We start from the raw sequence: 16,231 nt of genomic DNA on the forward strand, positions 1-16,231 counted from the left end.
CGCCAGTATCCTGCTGCGAGTGGCACGCGACCGATCCGATGACAGCGCACGCATCCGCCGCGGGGTGCGCATCGCGCTGCCCGGCCGCCGCGATCCGGCGCCAATCGCCGGGCAGCGCAGGCGGACGGGTCGCGAGATGGGCGACCTGCACACCCGCAAGGTCCTGGACCTGACCATCCGGCTTGCGGAGGTCATGCTGTCGTCGGGTGCCGGCACCGCGGACGTCATCGCGACCGCCGAGGACGTGGCCCTGGCGTATCGCCTGACCGACTGCGTCGTCGACGTCTTCGCGACCACCGCGATCGTGTCGGCGCTCCCGACGGCGGACAGCCCGCCAGTGACGATCGTGCGAGCGGTCCACGTCCGATCGACCGACTACACGCGGCTCGCGGAACTCGATCTGCTGGTGCAGCGCATCACCTCTGGCGGCGTCACCGTCGACGAGGCGCACGACGCAATGGACGAGTTGACCGAGAAGCCGCATCGCTACCCGCGCTGGCTGGCAACGGTCGGCTGGGCCGGGTTCGCGCTCGGCATCGCGATGCTGCTCGGGGGCACGTGGCTGACGTGCGTGCTGGCGGCGGTCACGTCCGCCGTGATCGACCAGACCGGCCGGCTGCTGAACCGGATCCAAACCCCGTTCTTCTTCCAACACGTAACCGGTGCGGCCATCGCGACACTCGTGGCCGTCGCCGCGTACCTCTTCGCCGGGCTCAATCCGACGGCGCTGGTGGCCACCGGAATCGTGATGCTGCTGTCCGGGCTGACCTTCGTCGGCGCCATGCAGGATGCCGTCACGGGCAACATGCTCACTGCCGTTGCACGACTCGGCGAGGCACTGTTCCTCACGTCGGGCATCGTCGTGGGCATCGTTGCGGGCCTTCAGGTCGCGACGCTCGCCGGCATCTCGATCGAACTCCACGTCGACGCCACCGAGAGCTTCATCATCCCCAATCAGCCACTGACCATGGCCATCGCGGTGTTCGGCGCCGGATTGGCCGGGGCGTGCCTGACCGTCGCGAGCTACGCCCCGCTCCGGTCGGTGCTCATCGCGGGAGTCGCTGCGGCGAGCGCGGAATGGCTCCTGATCGCCCTCGGGACAGCCGGCCTGGGCCAAGTGGTCGCCACCGGGATCGCCGCGGTCGCGGTCGGCTTCGTGGCCACGCTCATCTCCATCCGCCGACAGGCGCCGGCCCTGATCACCGCGACGGCCGCCATCATGCCGATGCTTCCCGGCCTCGCGGTCTTCCGTGCCGTCTTCTACCTCGCGGTGGACGGTAACTTCGACGACGGCCTGGCGCAGATGCTCTCGGCGACGGCCGTGGCCCTGGCATTGGGCAGCGGAGTCGTCCTCGGCGAGTTCGTGGGCTCACCGCTGCGGTACCGCGCCGGGCGACTCGGCGGCTTCTTCCGCATCGAGGGACCACCGGGACTGCGCCGTGCCGTGGGACGTGTCGTACGGCTGCAGCCCGCCGAGCCGGATCAGGCGAGCGCCACGGCGAGCCATCGATCGCTGAGCGTCGCGCTCGAGCCGATGTGGTCGGACGGACAGGACGACGACGAGGCGCGTCAGGTACGGGACGACGACGATGGGCGTGGCGGCCGGTAGCACCGCGCTGATCGAATCGCTGCGGGCGGGTCCGCATCGGGTGCATCGTTGTTGGGATCGGTATCGGTCGACGCGCGATGTACTCGATGCCGACGGGCACCGCCACGGGGGTGGGCCACGAGGGGGATTCACGTGATTCGACTATCTCGCTGGGCGACGGCCGCCGCGGTGGCAGCCGGCCTGACCATGTCGGGCCTTGGCGCGGCGACCGCCTTCGCCGAGGGCCCCAGCTACCAGGGCGGAAACTGCCCTCCGGGCCAAACTTGCACGCACTGGTGCCCCGGCGCTTCGCTTCCCCCGGGTAGTCAGGTCCTGAGCTGGGACTGGAACGCTTGCCACGACTGGTACTGGAACTCCGACGGCATCGTCGACGTCACGACGAACACCATGTACCCGTGGTCCGGCGCGCCGCGACCCGCAGCGCCGCCGCCGGTGCTGGCACCGGCACCGCCCCCTCCGCCGCCGCCGGGCCCGCGCCCGTTCTGCAGCCCGCGTGGATCGCTGTTCATCATCCCGCCGATCTGCGACGAGATCGGGTACTGATGTTCCGCATCGATGGGATCAACGGTGAGAGCATCGTCGTCGACGGAAACTGGGTCGAGAAGCTGCGTACCGGCTCATCGCGTGGCCGCAACCCCGCCGACCAATACTCCGGCACCGACGTCAAGGAGTTCAGCAGGCGCAAGAAGCTGTTCGGCACCGAGAAGGAGCACCTGCTGCAGGTGACCGTGAGCGTAGGCACGTTCTATTCGTTGCAGGTCCCAGCCGAGCGTCGTGCCGACGTCGACGCACTGATCGTCGAACTCGAGAAGGCACGGGAGAGCGCCACTTCCTGACGCGTTGGCTCAGCGCGCAAAGTCCGCCGGGCGGAACTTGCCGTCGGCGAGCTTGCCCTCGATTTCCTCGAGACTCCTCCCGGTGAGGTCAGGCATCCGGAAGTAGACGAACACCCATGCCGCCACGTTGAACGCGGCGTACAGCCACATCGACGGACCGACACCGATTGCGGTAATCAGCGACAGCAAGGTCAGCGTGATGAACAGGTTGGTTGCCCACAGCGCAGCCGACTGGGCGGCGGTACCTGCGGGACGCACGGCCAGCGGGTAGGTCTCCGACCCCGTCAACCAGCCCATCAGCTGCAATCCGCCCGCGTTGAAGAGCATGAACACGATCAGGCACGCGATGATGAAGGGCATCGAGTCGCGTCCGCTGTTGCCCGTGACGAAGAGCAGTCCCAAGACGAACAGGCTGAGCGCGGCACCGGGAATCATGATCAGCGTGAGTCGACGCCGACCGACTCGATCGATGATCGCCAGTCCGCCGAGTTGGGCCAGGAGGTAGGTGACGCCGAGCGCCACCGACACCTGCAGCGCCACCGAGGTGTCGAATCCGTTGTCGGTGAGGATGGTTGGTGAGTAGTAGATGATCATCTCGATGCCGCTGAGCTGAGTGAAGATGGCGATGCCGCACCCGAGAATCAGCGCAGGGCGCACCCAGGCCTCGCGCAGACCGGGCCACCCTCGCGTCTTGGCGGTCCGCTCGACCCGGGCGAGGTTCGCCGTTTCCTCGAGCTCGCGCTCCACGTCGTAGTTCGACGGGCGCACCTTCTGCAGCACGCTGCGCGCTTCGTCGCCGTTGCCTTGCTTGACCAACCACCGCGGGCTCTCCGGCAGTCGGAGCAGCAGCCCCAGCATGATCGCGGCGGGCACGGCTGCGGCACCGATCGAGTGGCGCCACGAAATCGATTCGGTGGCACCGACGATCGTCGCGATGACGATCCCCACGCCGATGGCGATCTGGAAGCAGAGCACCAGGCGACCACGGTATTTCGGCGGTGCCAATTCGGCGACGTACATCGGGGCGGTCTGCGTGGCACCACCGACGGCGAACCCCAGCACGAGCCGACCGAGCGACAGCAGAACGGGATTCGGCGCGAACGCACACCACAGCGCACCGACGACGAAGACGACTGCCAGCAATACCAGCGTGCCCTTGCGGCCGCGCTTGTCCGACAGGTAGCTACACGTCAGTGCTCCGATGACGGCGCCGAGCAGAATGCTGGCGGCGATGACCTGCTTCCATGTCTCGGCGATGCCGAAGTCGTCGGTGATCTGAAGGAGTGCGCCGGAGATGATTCCGGTGTCGTAGCCGTAGAGCACGCCCGAGATCGCCGACACCAACGCGACGATCACCACGGCGCCGGTGAGTTGCCCGGGCGAGTCCCGTTGGTCTTCAGCAGTCTTCGACGGGACGCTCTCGGACGATTCCATACCGACCCCTTTACCTGCGACGACGACGACAACCCGCGCCGACTACCCCGGCCGGCCGCAGTCGAACCGTCGGCAGTCGCGGCAGGTGGTCAGGCCGGCCAACGTTCGACCAGCGGCGTCGGGGTCCACGACGGCCACGACGGTGAACCGATCATCATTCCCGCGGTCATCTGCGCGACGATGCGTGGTCCCCGTCGGCGCGAATTGTCGTACACCGTCGCCGTATCGACCGTGGGCATCGCCGTCACCACCAGCGCCGACAGCCGGCGGTGCCGTTCCCGGATCTTTCCCTCGGGGACGTCGTGGCCACCGTGCAGCACCCGGCGCTTCACGCGCTCCACTGCAAGATCCTCGGGGATGAGGACGACGTGCAGGGCGACGGTGAACCCGGCCGTGCGGGCGGAGCGGATGAGTTCCAGCTTCGACGGGTGCGAGAACACCGTCTCGGCGATGAAGGGCTTGCCGAGTTCGATGAGTCTCGCTCGGGTTTCGGCGGCGACGCGCGCCGCGTCGTAGGCGTGCCCCATCGGATCGTCCGGCCAGCGCTGCTTGGCGATCTCGTCGGCGTTGACGAACACGCTGCGAGGCAACAGCCGTGCAAGGGTCAGCGCGACGAAGGTCGACTTACCCGCGCCGTTCGGACCGACGACGAGATCGAGCCGCCTCACCGGGAACGCCGATCGATGGCAACGGGATCAGGACTCACTCGTCGATGCGCACCACGGACGACGTGCCATCCGGCCAGTACTCGACGATCTCACCGTCGTCGTCGAGCGCCACCATGGTGATGCCACGTCCGGCGAGGACGTCGCCGTAGTTCGTGGTGGCGAGACTCTCCTCGATGGCGGCGGATATCTCGGCATTGAAGACGACGCCTTCTTCGTCCGCCAGCGCGGTCACGTCCAGATCGCCTGCCAGTGCCGCTTCGACGCGGTGACGAGATGCGGTCTGGTGGCTGGACACCGCCCGTCCGACCCGAGCCCAGTGGTCGAGCTGCTGCTTGGCCGAGCGGCTTTGGCGAGCGCCTTCGACGGCTGCGCTCTCGACCAGGTCGGCAGCAACTCTGGTGACACGATCGGCGATGTTCGTCATGGCCTACCTCCTGGCTACATACTGCTACAGCTCGTAGCAAATTGCTACAATGGATCGGCGGTGCTGGCCGGCACGGATGGGTATGCCAGCCAGGTGCAGAAGAACGCCGAGACGAAGACGTGCGCCACGTGCGGTCGACCGTTCTCCAACAGGAAGAAGTGGCGGTCGAGGGGACAGTGGGATCAAGTGATCTACTGCTCGACGCGGTGCCGGGGTGCGGCCGGCTGATCGTCGGCCCGCTGCGAACAAATTCGCGATCGGCCTGTTCATCGCGGCTCGGACCGACCGTCCGGCGTGGGACGATGGGCGATCGCTGACACCCAGGACGACGAACGGGGGACCGTGATCGTCAACGGCAGCAACGTTCGGCTAGGCCTGTTCACCGTCGTGGCAGTGCTCACGTTGATGAACGCCCTCGCGTTGTTCGGGCACGACGCCGCCCAGTGGATCGCGGCCATACTGCAGGCCTGCGTGGGCACGGGCGCACTCGTCTGCGCGGTGACGGTCGCACGTCGGGTATCCGGAGTCGCGCGCTGGTGGCGGCTCCTGGTCATCGCGGCGATGACGAGCTGGCTCGTCGGTGAGTTGTTCTGGTGGTTCGGCGGCACGGGTGACGGCGCGGGCTCTGCACCGCTACCGGGTGTTGCCGCGTACTTCTTGCCGCCGGTGCTCTCTCTGCTCGCGATGATGCTGCTGGCCCGCTCCGCAGGGCTGAACGCCCGACGCGACGCCGCGATGCCGCACTCTCGGGTGATCGCCGGGCTCGACGGCCTGGTGGCCGCGGTGGCCTTTTCGATCCTGGTCCTCATCGCTGGGCTGGGCGCAAAGACGGGCGCGGCGCTGCCGCGGTCGCAGAACACGACGATCGTGATCGCCTATTCGGTGCTCGAGCTGATCGTCGTCGTCCTCGCCGTGCTCATGGCGATGGCGTACGGGCGCGACCGTCCGTACCGGGCGAACTACCTTCTGCTGTCGGGCGGCGTGGTGATCATCGCGGGTTCCGACCGGTTGGTTGCCTATCTGAGAACCGCAGGCGTCGAAGGTGGCGACCTCTGGGGTGGCGTCGGAGCGATTCTCGGTCCGCTGCTGATCGCGTTCTCGGTCCTCGAGCGCCAGCCGGAGGTCTCGGGCAGGGGCGGCGTGCACGCCATGGACTGGGTGCAGTCGATCGTGCCGTACATCGGTTTCGTCGCCATCTTCAGCCTCCTGGCGTTCCACCTCCTGGTCGGGCAGCGCCTGACTGCGACGTTGATCTGCATGGCGTTGGCGTTGATCGCGCTCGTCACCACGCGGCAGGTGGTGGCCATGCGAGCCCAGCAACTACTGACCCAACGGCTCTACGAGGCCCAGCGCCGATTGGCACACCAGGTGCAACACGACCCGCTCACCGGGTTGCCGAACAGATTGTTGTTCGCCCAACGACTGGACGAAGCGCTGCGAGACGGCCGGTTCGTGCTCATCTTCGTCGACATCGACGACTTCAAGGAGGTCAACGACCAGTACGGCCACGCCGCGGGCGATGACCTGCTGTGCGCGGTGGGCGCGCGACTCAAGCGCTGCGTGGGCCCGTCGGACACGCTGGCCCGCATCGGCGGCGACGAGTTCGCAGTTCTGGTCGAGGGCGACGACGAGCTTCCCGAGTTCGTCGCGGACCGGCTCAGGGTGGCACTGCGAGATCCGTTCGCCGTGCACGGCTCGGCGGTGCGCGTGCGCGCGAGCATGGGCCTCGTCCGACCGCCCAGTGGTGAGCCGACGCCGACGTCGGACGACTTGCTGAGGCAGGCAGACAGTTCCATGTACGCCGGCAAACGCCTCGGCAAGAACACCGCCGTCGTCTACCGGCCGTCCTCTGGGGTGTCGGTCGACTTCCCGAGCGCGCTGCGGCAGGCCAAGGGTGGGGTACCGGCGGGGTTCCGGCTGGTGTATCAGCCCGTCGTGAGCCTGCCCGACGGCGTACCGGTTGCGGTGGAGGCGCTGGCGCGCTGGACCGCACCCAACGGCATGCAGATCCCGCCGGAGACGTTCGTCGCGGTCGCCGAAGGAGCCGGGCTGGGAGCGACTTTGGACGCCATGGTGCTCGACCTGGCGTGCCGGGAGGTTCGAGCAGCCGGCCTGGAACTCGATCTGCACGTCAACATCGGAGCCGCACGGCTGGGCAACGCCGCGTTCGAGCAACTGGTGATGCAGACCCTGGCCCGGCATGACATCGCGGCCGGACGGGTGGTCCTCGAGATCACCGAGACGGTGCCGATCGTCGACCTCACCGCGGGTGCCGCCGCCATCAGGCGGTTGAGCGCGATGGGGGTGAAGGTGGCGCTCGACGACTTCGGCGCAGGGTTCAACTCGCTGACGTATCTGCACACGCTGCCGGTGCACACCGTCAAGCTGGACCGCAGCCTGGCGGTGGGGGCCGAGCCGGATCGGGACCTGGCCCTGTACCGCTCGGTGATCGGCCTCTGCGGCACACTTGGTCTGGACGTCATCGCCGAGGGCATCGAGCACCAAACCCAAGCCGACACCGTGTTCGCTGCCGGCTGCCGACTGGCCCAGGGCTATCTGTTCGGGCGCGCAACGCCATTGGATCAGATGATCGGGTCGTCCTCCGGCTTGCGCACGCGCAGCCACCGGTAGCCGTAGGGCGGCAAGCTGAACTCGACGCGGCACGAGGCGTCGAGTTCGTGCTCGCTCAGCCCATCGAGCAGGTCGACCAGCACCGAGCCCGGGGGTAGGTCGTCGAGCACGAGCGGCACCAGGCATCCGTCGGCGCCGAAGTTGTGCAGGGCGACCATCGCCCAGTTCGACTCGTCCTCCCGGCACACGTGCGCCAGCACCGCCGAGTGCGGCTGGTCGAGGATCTGCACCGTCGACCACCCGATCTCGGGCTGCTGCCGGTAGGTGTAGATGAGGTTGCGCATGAACCACCAAAAGGAACCGTGGTCGTGCCGCTGGTCGGCGGCGTTCACGTGATCCGGACCGTAGAGGCCGTCGGTCACGGGCCGGGGGAGTCTGCGCTTCGCGGCCTTGGAGAATCCGCCGTTGACGTCGCCGGTCCACTGCATCGGGGTGCGGACGGCGAATCGTCCCTCCACGTCCAGGTTCTCGGCCATGCCGATCTCTTCGCCGTAGAAGAGCACGGGGCTGCCCGGCATCGAGAACGCCAGCGAGTACGCCATCTTCATCCGCCGGGTGTCGCCACCGAGCATCGACGGCAGTCGCCTACGCAGCCCGCGTCCGTACAACTGCATGTCGGGTTCGGGGCCGAACGCCTCGAACACCTCGGCGCGCTCGGCGTCGCTCAACTTGTCGAGGGTGAGTTCGTCGTGGTTGCGCACGAAGTTGGCCCACTGGCTGGTGATGTCGAGCGTGGGGCGCTGCTGGAGGGCCTTGGTGAGCGGACCGGCGTCACCGCGCGCCAGCGAGAGGAACAGGTTCTGCATCCCGATGAAGTCGAACTGCATGTTGAGACCGTCGCCATCGGGTCCGCCGAAGAACTCCTTCTGTTGCTCGTAGTCGACGTTCACCTCGCCCAGCAGCACGGCGTCGCCCACACGGCGGGTGACGAAGTTGCGGAGGTCGCCGAGGTACTCGGCGGGGTCGAAGCCGTCGGGTTTGCCCGGTACGCCGTCCTTGGCGAACAGGAACGGCACGGCATCCACGCGGAAACCCGCGACGCCCAGTTGCAGCCAGAAGCCAAGCGTGCGCGAGATCTCTTCCCGCACTTTGGGATTCTCGATGTTGAGGTCCGGTTGGTGCTTGTAGAAGTGGTGCAGGTACCACTCGTCCGTCTTGGGGTCGAGTTCCCAGATGCTGTCCTCCTGGTCGGGGAAGACGACGTCCTTCGGACTCGACTCGGGTTCCGTCGCGCTCCACACGTAGTAGTCGCGGTACGGGTCGTCGGTGCTTCGTCGCGCGGACTTGAACCAGGGATGGGCGTCGGAGGTGTGGTTCATGACGAAGTCGATGATCACCCGGATGCCGCTCGCCCTGGCGGTGCGGACGAGTTCGACGAAGTCGCCGAGCGTGCCGAGGCGAGTATCGACGGCGAAGAAGTCGATGATGTCGTAGCCATCGTCCTTGCGCGCGGTGGGATAGAACGGCATGAGCCACAGGCAGGTCACACCGAGGTCCGCCAGATACTCGATGCGCTCGTTCATCCCACGCAGGTCGCCGCAGCCGTCGCCGTTCCAGTCGTAGAAGGTCTCGACGTCGGCACAGTAGAAGACGGCGTTCTTCCACCAGAGGTCGCCGGTATCGGACTTCCTCATGCCATCGCCGCGCTCGTCGAGGGCGTGGTGGGGGACAGCTGGGGCAGCACGTGCTCGCCGAAGGCGTCGATGAATCCGGCCTGCTGCTGCCCGACGAAGTGCAGGTACAACTCCTCCCAGCCCTGGTCGACGAACTCCGCGAGCCACGCGGCATGGCGGCCGAGGTCGCTGGAGACGAGCACGGACTGTTGGACGCGGTCGGCCGTGACCGCGCCGCCGACGATGTCGAAGGCCTCGACCGTTTCGAGGTCCCAGGACACGGGGGGCTCGAAGACGTTGTTGCGCCACTGGTCGTGGGCGATCGCCACCGCCTCGTCGTCGGACGGCGCCCAGCTGAGGTGGATCTGCAGCCGGGCCGGGCCACGTCCGCCTGCATTGCGATAGGAGTCGAGCACCTGCCGCAGGGTGTCCCTCGGTTGGTTGACGGTGATGAGGCCGTCCGCCCAGGCGGCGTGGCGGGCCGCGGTCTCCGGAGTCACGGCAGGGCCGACGAGGTCTGGCACCGTGTCCGGCAGCGTCCACAGGCGGGCCCGGTTCACCTCGACGAGCCCCTCGTGGCTGACCTCTTCCCCGCGCAGCAGGCGACGGATGACGTCGACGCACTCGATCAGCCGTTGGTCGCGCACGTCCTTGCGCGGCCATGCTTGACCGGTGATGCGTTCGTTCGACGCCTCACCGGAGCCGAGCGCAGCCCAGAACCGGTTCGGGAACATCTGACTGAGCGTCGCGATGGCCTGGGCGATGATCGCAGGGTGGTAGCGCTGCCCGGGCGCATTGACGACGCCGAAGGGCAGATTGGTGGTCGCCAGCGCCGCACCAAGGAAGCTCCACGCGAACCCCGACTCACCCTGTCGTTCGCTCCACGGGCTGAAGTGATCCGAGGACATGCCGGCTGTGAAGCCGGCCCGTTCGGCGTGCTGGACGTCGCGCAACAGTTGCGCCGGGCTGATCTGCTCGTGCGAACAGTGGAATCCGATGACCGTCATGGATTCGGGGGTACCCAAATCTTCGAGACCGCCAATATTCGTGGTTGGCGGCGTGTCCGCCGGCGGTCAGCTCGTGGCGTCGAGGATCTTGATGGCGAACACCAGGCTGTCGCCGGGCTCGATGCCGGCACCGGGCTGGCCGTCGGGGTAGCCGTCGGCGGAGGTCATGGCGACGGCGACCGTGGAGCCCACCTTCTGGCCCGCGATCGCCTTCTGGAAGCCGGTGACGACGCCGTCGAGCGGGAAGTCGACCGGGGCGCCCCGCTCATAGCTGCTGTCGAACACCGAGCCGTCGCGTCCGTTGACGCCCATGTAGCAGACCAGGACCGTGGCGGTGTCGGAGACGACTGGGCCGTCACCGGGCTTGAGCGTCTGCACCTGGGTCTCGGTCACGCTGAAGGGAGCGGTGACCTTCACACTCGGGGCGGCCGCGTCGGTCGACCCGGTGACGTCGACGCTGCCGGTGGCTCCTGGCAGCGTCCACTCCGGCGCGCCGCCTTCGGCCGGCGCCGAGGTGGGGCAGCCGGCTTCGTTGGCCGTCTCCGTGAGGTTGGGCGGTGTGAACGCGTCGGAGGAGGTGCTGGCCGACGACGAACTGGCCGACGAATCCTGCGTGTCGGACCCGCACGCAGCGAGCGTGACGACGAGAGACGCAGCGCAGGCCGCGAGGGCGACGGACGAGGACCCACGGGAGAAGTTCACGGTCGCCACGGTACAGCCGAGGTGAATCGGTCGTTTCCGGTAGGGCGAACGGGGAATCGTGGGCGAGTCGCGGAGGGCGCGCGGGGGAAACGAGGTGGTTCATGTTGGATGAAGCCATGGCGGCTCAGACTCGCGGTTCGATCTTCAAGTCCCATCTGCAATCGAGTGCGACGGTCGCGTTCCAGTTCGTCTTGGTTGCAGCGGCGCTGTGGGTCCTCGCGTGGGTGGTGGGCAAGACGTGGGTGATCCTCCTGCCGGTGGTGCTGGCCGTGATCGTCTGCACGGTGCTGTGGCCGCCGGTCGGATGGCTGCTACGCAAGGGCGTCGCGCCCGCGTTCGCGGTGCTGCTGGTGCTCCTGTTGGCCGTGGGCGTGGTTGCCGGTGTCATCGCCGCGGTCGCTCCTGCGATCGTCGAACAATCCACCGAACTGGCCGAGCAGGCCACCGCTGGCGTCGTGCAGGTGCGGGACTGGCTGGGCGGTCCGCCGCTCAACATCGCTGACTCGCAACTGGACTCGGCGGTCACCGCGATCAACGATCAGGTCAATGCGAGCAGCGCACAGATTGCAGCCGGCGTGTTCACCGGCGTGGGCGCGGCGACGTCTGCGCTCGTCACCCTGTTCACCACCGTCGTCGTCACGTTCTTCCTCCTCAAGGATGGGCCGCGGTTCGTGCCGTGGTTGCGCCGTACCGTCGGCATGCCCGCTGCGCCGCACTTCGCGGAGCTTCTGCAGCGCGTCTGGTCGACGCTCGGAGGTTTCATCCGGACCCAGGCTCTGGTCAGCCTCGTCGACGCGGTACTGATCGGGATCGGCTTGCTGGTGCTCGGGGTGCCGCTGGCCTACGCGTTGGCGATCATCACCTTCATCGGTGGCTTCGTTCCGATCGTCGGCGCGTTCGTGGCCGGTGGTCTCGCCGTCCTCATCGCGCTGGTGGCCAACGGACCGGTGACCGCGCTCATCGTGCTGGGCATCATCCTCGCCGTGCAGCAACTGGAGGGCAACGTCCTGCAGCCGTGGCTGCAGTCGAAGTCGATGAATCTGCACGCGGTGATCGTCCTGCTCGCCGTCACGCTCGGGGCCTCGACGTTCGGCGTCATCGGCGCCTTCCTCGCCGTGCCGGTGGCCGCCGCCGGTGCGGTGATCATCCGGTACTACGGCGAGCAGGTGAGTGAACGTGCCGGCGAGACGACGCCGCATCCCGAACCGGACGAGGACGATTCGGTCACGGCCGACGACGAGCACGCGGACGCCGGCGAGCAGAAGCGACTCTGAGCTACGCCGACCGCAGGATGGCGACGATGAAGTCGGAGTCGTCGGTGAACGGTCGCACATCCCATGTGGACAGCAGCAGATCCGGCACGAAGCCGGCACTCGTTGCGTCGGCGAGGAATTCGGCGAACTCGTAATCGCGGTTGGCTCCGAAGCCGATCACCGCGCGGCCGCCGGCGGCGAGGTGAGCACGGAGTCGAGCCAGCACCTGAACCCGGGTGCTCGGGGCCAGGAACGTGACGACGTTTCCCGCCGAGACGATGAGGTCGAAACGCTCCGTGACTCCGCGCGCGGGCAGGTCGAGTTCGGCGAGGTCACCGACCAGCCAGTCCGGGCCGGGGTAGTCCTGTTTGGCCGCATCGATCAGTACGGGATCGACGTCGACCCCGACCACGTGATGGCCGAGCTTCGCGAGATACCCGCCCAGTCGGCCGGGGCCGCACCCGGCGTCGAGGATGCGGGCGCCACGGGGAGCCATTGCGTCGACGAGGCGGGCCTCGCCGGTGAGGTCTTCACCGGCGCGGGCCTTGGCGCGGAACCGTTCGACGTACCAGTGCGAATGCCCGGGGTCGGCCGCGACCTGCTGCATCCAGATGCTCTTCTCGACCATGTCGATGAGTCTGGCACGGCGTCCCGATCAGTAATCCCAGGTGGCCGGAACCATTCGGAAGCCGTTGCCGGCGACGGCGACGTGGCAGACGGACGGGAACGGCAGGTGAGTGGCGACCAGCGCCTCGCCGCTGGCCGCCAGTTCACCGAGGAGCCGGATGCGCACCCGGGCCGATTCCTCGGGATCGTGCTCGAAGCCGTTCTGCCATTCGGGATTGTCGAACCCGGGCTGAAACACCGCGTCACCGGCGAACGTCAGTGCCTCACCGCGGGATTCGAGGCGAACGATGCTGTGGCCGGGGGTGTGGCCGCCGGTGCGACGCAGCAGCACGCCGGGCGCCACCTCGTACTCCATCTCGAAGACCAGCAGCTGATTGCGATACACGTCGAGGAACCGGGTGGCGGTCCGGCGCAGGACGTCCGGGATGGGCGCGGGCATGACGGTGCGCGAGAAGTCCGGCTGCGTCCAGAATTCGGCCTCGGCGGACGCCAGGTGGACCCGCAGATCCGGCCGTAGCCGATTCCGCAGCCCGTCGACGAGCAAGCCGCCGATGTGGTCCATGTGCAGGTGGGTCAGCACGACGTCGGTCACGGCGGCAGGGTCGATCCCGGCAGCGACGAGCCTCGCGGCCAACTGCCCTGCCCGCGGGAAGTCCGGGAACTCGGTCCCCAGCCCGGAGTCGACGAGGATGGTCTTGCCACCACTGCGCACGACCGCGACGTTGAGCGGCCAGTCGGTGACCTCCGGCGGCAGGTACATGTCCTTCAGCCAGGCCGACAGATCCTCCGGCGCGGCGTTGGTGGCCATGGTGACGGCGGTGATCGGCAGGACGCCGTCGCTGATCACCAATACGTCGATGTCGCCGACCTTCACCGCGTAACGGGAGGGCACCAGTTCATCGAGGGCCCGTGTTCCGGCAGCTGACGTATCGATCAAAGTCATGTGTTCCTTCTCCTGGCGAGCGCCTCGACCGAGGGCAATGGGACGTGCTGTCTTCCCCGAGAACGCCGGCGGGAGCCCAGAAACATCCGTTGGACGGGTGCGAATGGCACGAGTAGTGGCTTTGCCCAAACGGCAAGTTCTCTTGCCGACTCTCACTGACGGCATCCACCATCGTCGTGTGACCACATCTGCGAACCCCTTCGACGACCCCGCCCACGTCGCCATGTACGCCGAGCGCGCCGGGCAGATGGTGCCCGCCCTGACCGACATCCACCGCCTGGTCGGCGTCCTCGTCGACGAACGCGCGCCGGCCGACGCCAGGATCCTGGTGCTGGGGGCCGGCGGGGGACTGGAGACCAAGGCGCTCGCGGGAATCCGTCCCGGATGGACCTTCGATGCCGTCGACCCGTCCGCAGCCATGCTGGATCTGGCGGTGCAGACCCTGGGTCCCGATGCGTCACGGGTGACGATGCACAACGGATACGTCGACGACGCACCGCTCGGTCCCTTCAGCGCGGCAACCAGCCTGCTGACGCTGCACTTCCTCCCACCCGACGAACGGCTGCGGACGGTTACCGAGGTGCGGCGCCGATTGGCCCCCGGGGCGCCGTTCGTCGTGATGCATCTGAGCATCGAGCACCGCGACGACGCCGAACGGCGGACGTGGATCGACCGGCACGTGGCGTACCTCGTCGCGACCGGCATCGATCCCGACACAACCGAGAAGGCACGCAAGGCAATCGAATTCGACGTCCCCGTCCTAACACCCCAGCACGACCGCACCATCCTGGAGCAGGCAGGCTTCACCGACGTCACGGAGTTCTTCGTGGCGTTCAACTTCCGCGGGTGGGTCGGTTACGCGTGAGGCTCGAAGGTGGTCAGGCGACTTGACCGTGCCCGTTGTCGAGGATCACCTTGCCCACGGTTCGCTTCGATTCCACCAGTTCGTGGGCTCGTCCCGCTTCAGCCATGGGAACGACCGTGTCGACCACCACGCGGATGGCGCCGGCCGCGAATAGGGGGAGCACGTCCCGGACGACACCGGCGATGATGTCGGCCTTCTGATCCAACGGGCGGGCCCGCAGCATCGTCGCCGAGATGGTGGCACGCTTGGACATCAACATGCCCAGGTCGAGCAGGACTGGGTCGGTGGAACCTCCGATGGTCACCAGATGGCCGTCGGGAGCGAGGCATTCGACGTTTCGCCCGAGATAATCGGACCCGACTACGTCGAGGATGGCATCGACGCCGCGGCCGTGAGTCGCACTCAGTGTCGCTGCGACGAAGTCCTCGGCGCGGTAGTCGATCGCCGTCTGCGCGCCGAGACCGAGGCCTGCGCGGGCCTTGGCCTCAGTGCCGGCGGTGGTGATCACCCGTGCTCCGATGGCCGTTGCCCATTGGATGGCGAAGGTACCGATGCCGCCTCCCGCCCCGTGGATCAGAACCGTCTGGCCCGGGGTGAGTCCGGCGATCATCGCAAGGTTGGAGTAGACGGTGGCCGCGACCTCGGGTATTGCGGCCGCCTCGATCATCGAGAGCCCCGCGGGAATTGGCATGACCTGCGCGGCCGGCACCGCCACCTGATCGGCGTACCCGCCCCCGTCGAGTAGGGCACACACTTCGTCGCCGACTTTCCAAGCAGTGACGTCGGCTCCGGCATCGACGATCGTTCCCGCACACTCCAATCCCAGTGGACGTGGCGCCCATGCCGGGACCGGGTAGTGGCCCCGGCGTTGGAGGAGATCGGCGTTGTTGACTCCGGCAGCTGCCACGGCGATCACCACTTCGTGTGGACGGGGCCGCACGGGATCGACTGCGCGCCAATGCAGAACGTCAGGCGGTCCAGGATGGTCGAACAGTATCGCTGATGTCACGGTGGTTCCTCTCCGATCGGTTCGGGGTCAAGCGTTCGCGACGGATCGTGCAGCGGCGCGGGCAATGCTCTGCGCGTAGAGCGGCGTCTCGACCTGGCAGTGTCGTCCCGAAGCGTCTTGGCGGGCGTGCGCCGCCTCGTCGAACGTCTGTCCCTGCTCGGCGATGAACTTCAGGAAGTCCTCGGTCGGGTGCGAGGTCACCGTGTTGGTGTAGCGGCACCAGTCCCCGTCGAGCTGCTCCATGCGGAGTTCCCAGATGACCTGTGTCGTCGTCCATCCCCGGGGAGTGAGGATGTCCGAGAGCGACACCATCCTGCAGTAGTGGGGTTCCGCGACGTCGAAGCGGTACTGCTGAACAACTAGTCCCGTACCGATCATCTCGACGTTGATCGACATCGGCGTCCCGTCGTCGTCGACCGTGTAGCCAGCCGCCTTGTGATCTCCAGGGGCGCAACGCTGGTACTCGTGCGTCGGTAGTGTCTTGAGCCACTGCGCGATGTCGACGTCGTCGAACGACGTCTCGACGTCCGCAGTGACGACGGCGTGCGAGAGAACCAGATCTTCGCGAACTACTGTGCTCACCGAGTACTCCTGTCATGTGTTCGTAGTC

At 67.4% G+C, this 16,231-nt stretch carries 17 protein-coding genes; 7 read left to right on the top strand and 10 right to left on the bottom strand.

The genetic code is table 11. The features are described 5' to 3' along the window. Positions 1 to 19: 19 nt before the first annotated feature. The 3 genes from LOK44_RS01920 (at position 20) to LOK44_RS01930 (ending at position 2,445) form a co-directional block, all read left to right on the top strand. Positions 20 to 1,609 (top strand): threonine/serine exporter family protein, encoded by a 1,590-nt coding sequence (locus tag LOK44_RS01920; protein ID WP_237568312.1) that lies wholly within the window; start codon positions 20 to 22, stop codon positions 1,607 to 1,609. 132 nt (positions 1,610 to 1,741) lie between these two features. Next, positions 1,742 to 2,152: a hypothetical protein gene (locus LOK44_RS01925; RefSeq protein ID WP_237568313.1), complete on the top strand. Its 411-nt coding sequence runs from the start codon at positions 1,742 to 1,744 to the stop codon at positions 2,150 to 2,152. Beyond that, complete coding sequence (locus LOK44_RS01930) at positions 2,152 to 2,445, top strand: hypothetical protein (RefSeq protein WP_237568314.1); 294 nt, start codon at positions 2,152 to 2,154, stop codon at positions 2,443 to 2,445. Before LOK44_RS01925 ends, LOK44_RS01930 begins: the two co-directional genes overlap by 1 nt. Before the next feature lie 9 nt (positions 2,446 to 2,454). Here the strand turns inward: LOK44_RS01930 and LOK44_RS01935 are convergent, their stop codons facing one another. The 3 genes from LOK44_RS01935 to LOK44_RS01945 all read right to left on the bottom strand — a co-directional run bounded on the left by LOK44_RS01935 (position 2,455) and on the right by LOK44_RS01945 (position 4,971). Beyond that, positions 2,455 to 3,879: a sugar porter family MFS transporter gene (locus tag LOK44_RS01935; RefSeq protein WP_237568316.1), complete on the bottom strand. Its 1,425-nt coding sequence runs from the start codon at positions 3,877 to 3,879 to the stop codon at positions 2,455 to 2,457. Positions 3,880 to 3,968: 89 nt separating this feature from the next. After that, the gene (locus LOK44_RS01940; RefSeq protein ID WP_237568318.1) at positions 3,969 to 4,547 is read right to left on the bottom strand and encodes an ATPase; all 579 of its coding nucleotides are present in this window, start codon (positions 4,545 to 4,547) and stop codon (positions 3,969 to 3,971) included. 34 nt (positions 4,548 to 4,581) lie between these two features. Beyond that, positions 4,582 to 4,971 carry a TA system antitoxin ParD family protein gene (locus tag LOK44_RS01945; protein WP_237568319.1) on the bottom strand — a complete coding sequence of 130 codons (390 nt, stop codon included), beginning with the start codon at positions 4,969 to 4,971 and terminating at the stop codon, positions 4,582 to 4,584. 93 nt (positions 4,972 to 5,064) lie between these two features. On the opposite strand from LOK44_RS01945, the gene LOK44_RS29900 reads away from it, so the two are divergent. Beyond that, entirely contained in the window at positions 5,065 to 5,199 is a 135-nt protein-coding gene (locus tag LOK44_RS29900; protein WP_237568931.1) for a DUF2256 domain-containing protein, read from the top strand. Positions 5,200 to 5,376: 177 nt separating this feature from the next. Beyond that, entirely contained in the window at positions 5,377 to 7,602 is a 2,226-nt protein-coding gene (locus LOK44_RS01955; protein WP_237568932.1) for a putative bifunctional diguanylate cyclase/phosphodiesterase, read from the top strand. Here the strand turns inward: LOK44_RS01955 and LOK44_RS01960 are convergent. The 3 genes from LOK44_RS01960 to LOK44_RS01970 all read right to left on the bottom strand — a co-directional run bounded on the left by LOK44_RS01960 (position 7,554) and on the right by LOK44_RS01970 (position 10,924). Then, positions 7,554 to 9,236 carry an alpha-amylase family protein gene (locus LOK44_RS01960; RefSeq protein ID WP_237568321.1) on the bottom strand — a complete coding sequence of 561 codons (1,683 nt, stop codon included), beginning with the start codon at positions 9,234 to 9,236 and terminating at the stop codon, positions 7,554 to 7,556. The genes LOK44_RS01955 and LOK44_RS01960 overlap by 49 nt on opposite strands. Next, a complete protein-coding gene (locus LOK44_RS01965) occupies positions 9,233 to 10,222 on the bottom strand; it encodes a TIGR03885 family FMN-dependent LLM class oxidoreductase (RefSeq protein ID WP_237568323.1) in 990 nt (329 codons plus the stop codon). The genes LOK44_RS01960 and LOK44_RS01965 overlap by 4 nt, the downstream gene beginning before the upstream one ends. Before the next feature lie 66 nt (positions 10,223 to 10,288). Continuing rightward, the gene (locus LOK44_RS01970; protein ID WP_237568324.1) at positions 10,289 to 10,924 is read right to left on the bottom strand and encodes an FKBP-type peptidyl-prolyl cis-trans isomerase; all 636 of its coding nucleotides are present in this window, start codon (positions 10,922 to 10,924) and stop codon (positions 10,289 to 10,291) included. Positions 10,925 to 11,040: 116 nt separating this feature from the next. Here LOK44_RS01970 and LOK44_RS01975 point away from each other — a divergent pair, with 116 nt between their 5' ends. Then, the gene (locus LOK44_RS01975; protein ID WP_237568325.1) at positions 11,041 to 12,198 is read left to right on the top strand and encodes an AI-2E family transporter; all 1,158 of its coding nucleotides are present in this window, start codon (positions 11,041 to 11,043) and stop codon (positions 12,196 to 12,198) included. 1 nt (position 12,199) lies between these two features. Here the strand turns inward: LOK44_RS01975 and LOK44_RS01980 are convergent, their stop codons facing one another. Together LOK44_RS01980 and LOK44_RS01985 are read right to left on the bottom strand one after the other, a co-directional pair. Then, positions 12,200 to 12,805, bottom strand: a complete 606-nt coding sequence (locus LOK44_RS01980; protein ID WP_237568327.1) for a class I SAM-dependent methyltransferase — start codon at positions 12,803 to 12,805, stop codon at positions 12,200 to 12,202. A gap of 27 nt (positions 12,806 to 12,832) precedes the next feature. Next, positions 12,833 to 13,747: an MBL fold metallo-hydrolase gene (locus LOK44_RS01985; protein WP_237568328.1), complete on the bottom strand. Its 915-nt coding sequence runs from the start codon at positions 13,745 to 13,747 to the stop codon at positions 12,833 to 12,835. 178 nt (positions 13,748 to 13,925) lie between these two features. Between LOK44_RS01985 and LOK44_RS01990 the strand changes: the two genes are divergently transcribed. Next, positions 13,926 to 14,612 (top strand): class I SAM-dependent methyltransferase, encoded by a 687-nt coding sequence (locus LOK44_RS01990; protein WP_237568330.1) that lies wholly within the window; start codon positions 13,926 to 13,928, stop codon positions 14,610 to 14,612. A 13-nt stretch (positions 14,613 to 14,625) separates the two neighbouring features. Here the strand turns inward: LOK44_RS01990 and LOK44_RS01995 are convergent, their stop codons facing one another. Together LOK44_RS01995 and LOK44_RS02000 are read right to left on the bottom strand one after the other, a co-directional pair. Then, positions 14,626 to 15,609 carry an NAD(P)H-quinone oxidoreductase gene (locus tag LOK44_RS01995; RefSeq protein WP_443678095.1) on the bottom strand — a complete coding sequence of 328 codons (984 nt, stop codon included), beginning with the start codon at positions 15,607 to 15,609 and terminating at the stop codon, positions 14,626 to 14,628. Between the two features lie 39 nt (positions 15,610 to 15,648). Beyond that, complete coding sequence (locus LOK44_RS02000; protein WP_237568333.1) at positions 15,649 to 16,203, bottom strand: hypothetical protein; 555 nt, start codon at positions 16,201 to 16,203, stop codon at positions 15,649 to 15,651. Positions 16,204 to 16,231 lie beyond the last annotated feature (28 nt).

It is taken from the genome of Mycolicibacterium lacusdiani (assembly GCF_021916785.1).
Lineage (GTDB): Bacteria > Actinomycetota > Actinomycetes > Mycobacteriales > Mycobacteriaceae > Mycobacterium > Mycobacterium lacusdiani.

Bases quoted from the DNA above. Each gene is read 5' to 3' on its own strand.
- LOK44_RS01930 (WP_237568314.1), top strand. From the start codon at position 2,152: ATGTTCCGCATCGATGGGATCAACGGTGAGAGCATCGTCGTCGACGGA.
- LOK44_RS01935 (WP_237568316.1), bottom strand. From the start codon at position 3,879: ATGGAATCGTCCGAGAGCGTCCCGTCGAAGACTGCTGAAGACCAACGG.
- LOK44_RS01945 (WP_237568319.1), bottom strand. From the start codon at position 4,971: ATGACGAACATCGCCGATCGTGTCACCAGAGTTGCTGCCGACCTGGTC.
- LOK44_RS01955 (WP_237568932.1), top strand. From the start codon at position 5,377: ATGAACGCCCTCGCGTTGTTCGGGCACGACGCCGCCCAGTGGATCGCG.
- LOK44_RS01960 (WP_237568321.1), bottom strand. From the start codon at position 9,236: ATGAGGAAGTCCGATACCGGCGACCTCTGGTGGAAGAACGCCGTCTTC.
- LOK44_RS01965 (WP_237568323.1), bottom strand. From the start codon at position 10,222: ATGACGGTCATCGGATTCCACTGTTCGCACGAGCAGATCAGCCCGGCG.
- LOK44_RS01975 (WP_237568325.1), top strand. From the start codon at position 11,041: ATGGCGGCTCAGACTCGCGGTTCGATCTTCAAGTCCCATCTGCAATCG.
- LOK44_RS01980 (WP_237568327.1), bottom strand. From the start codon at position 12,805: ATGGTCGAGAAGAGCATCTGGATGCAGCAGGTCGCGGCCGACCCCGGG.
- LOK44_RS01985 (WP_237568328.1), bottom strand. From the start codon at position 13,747: ATGACTTTGATCGATACGTCAGCTGCCGGAACACGGGCCCTCGATGAA.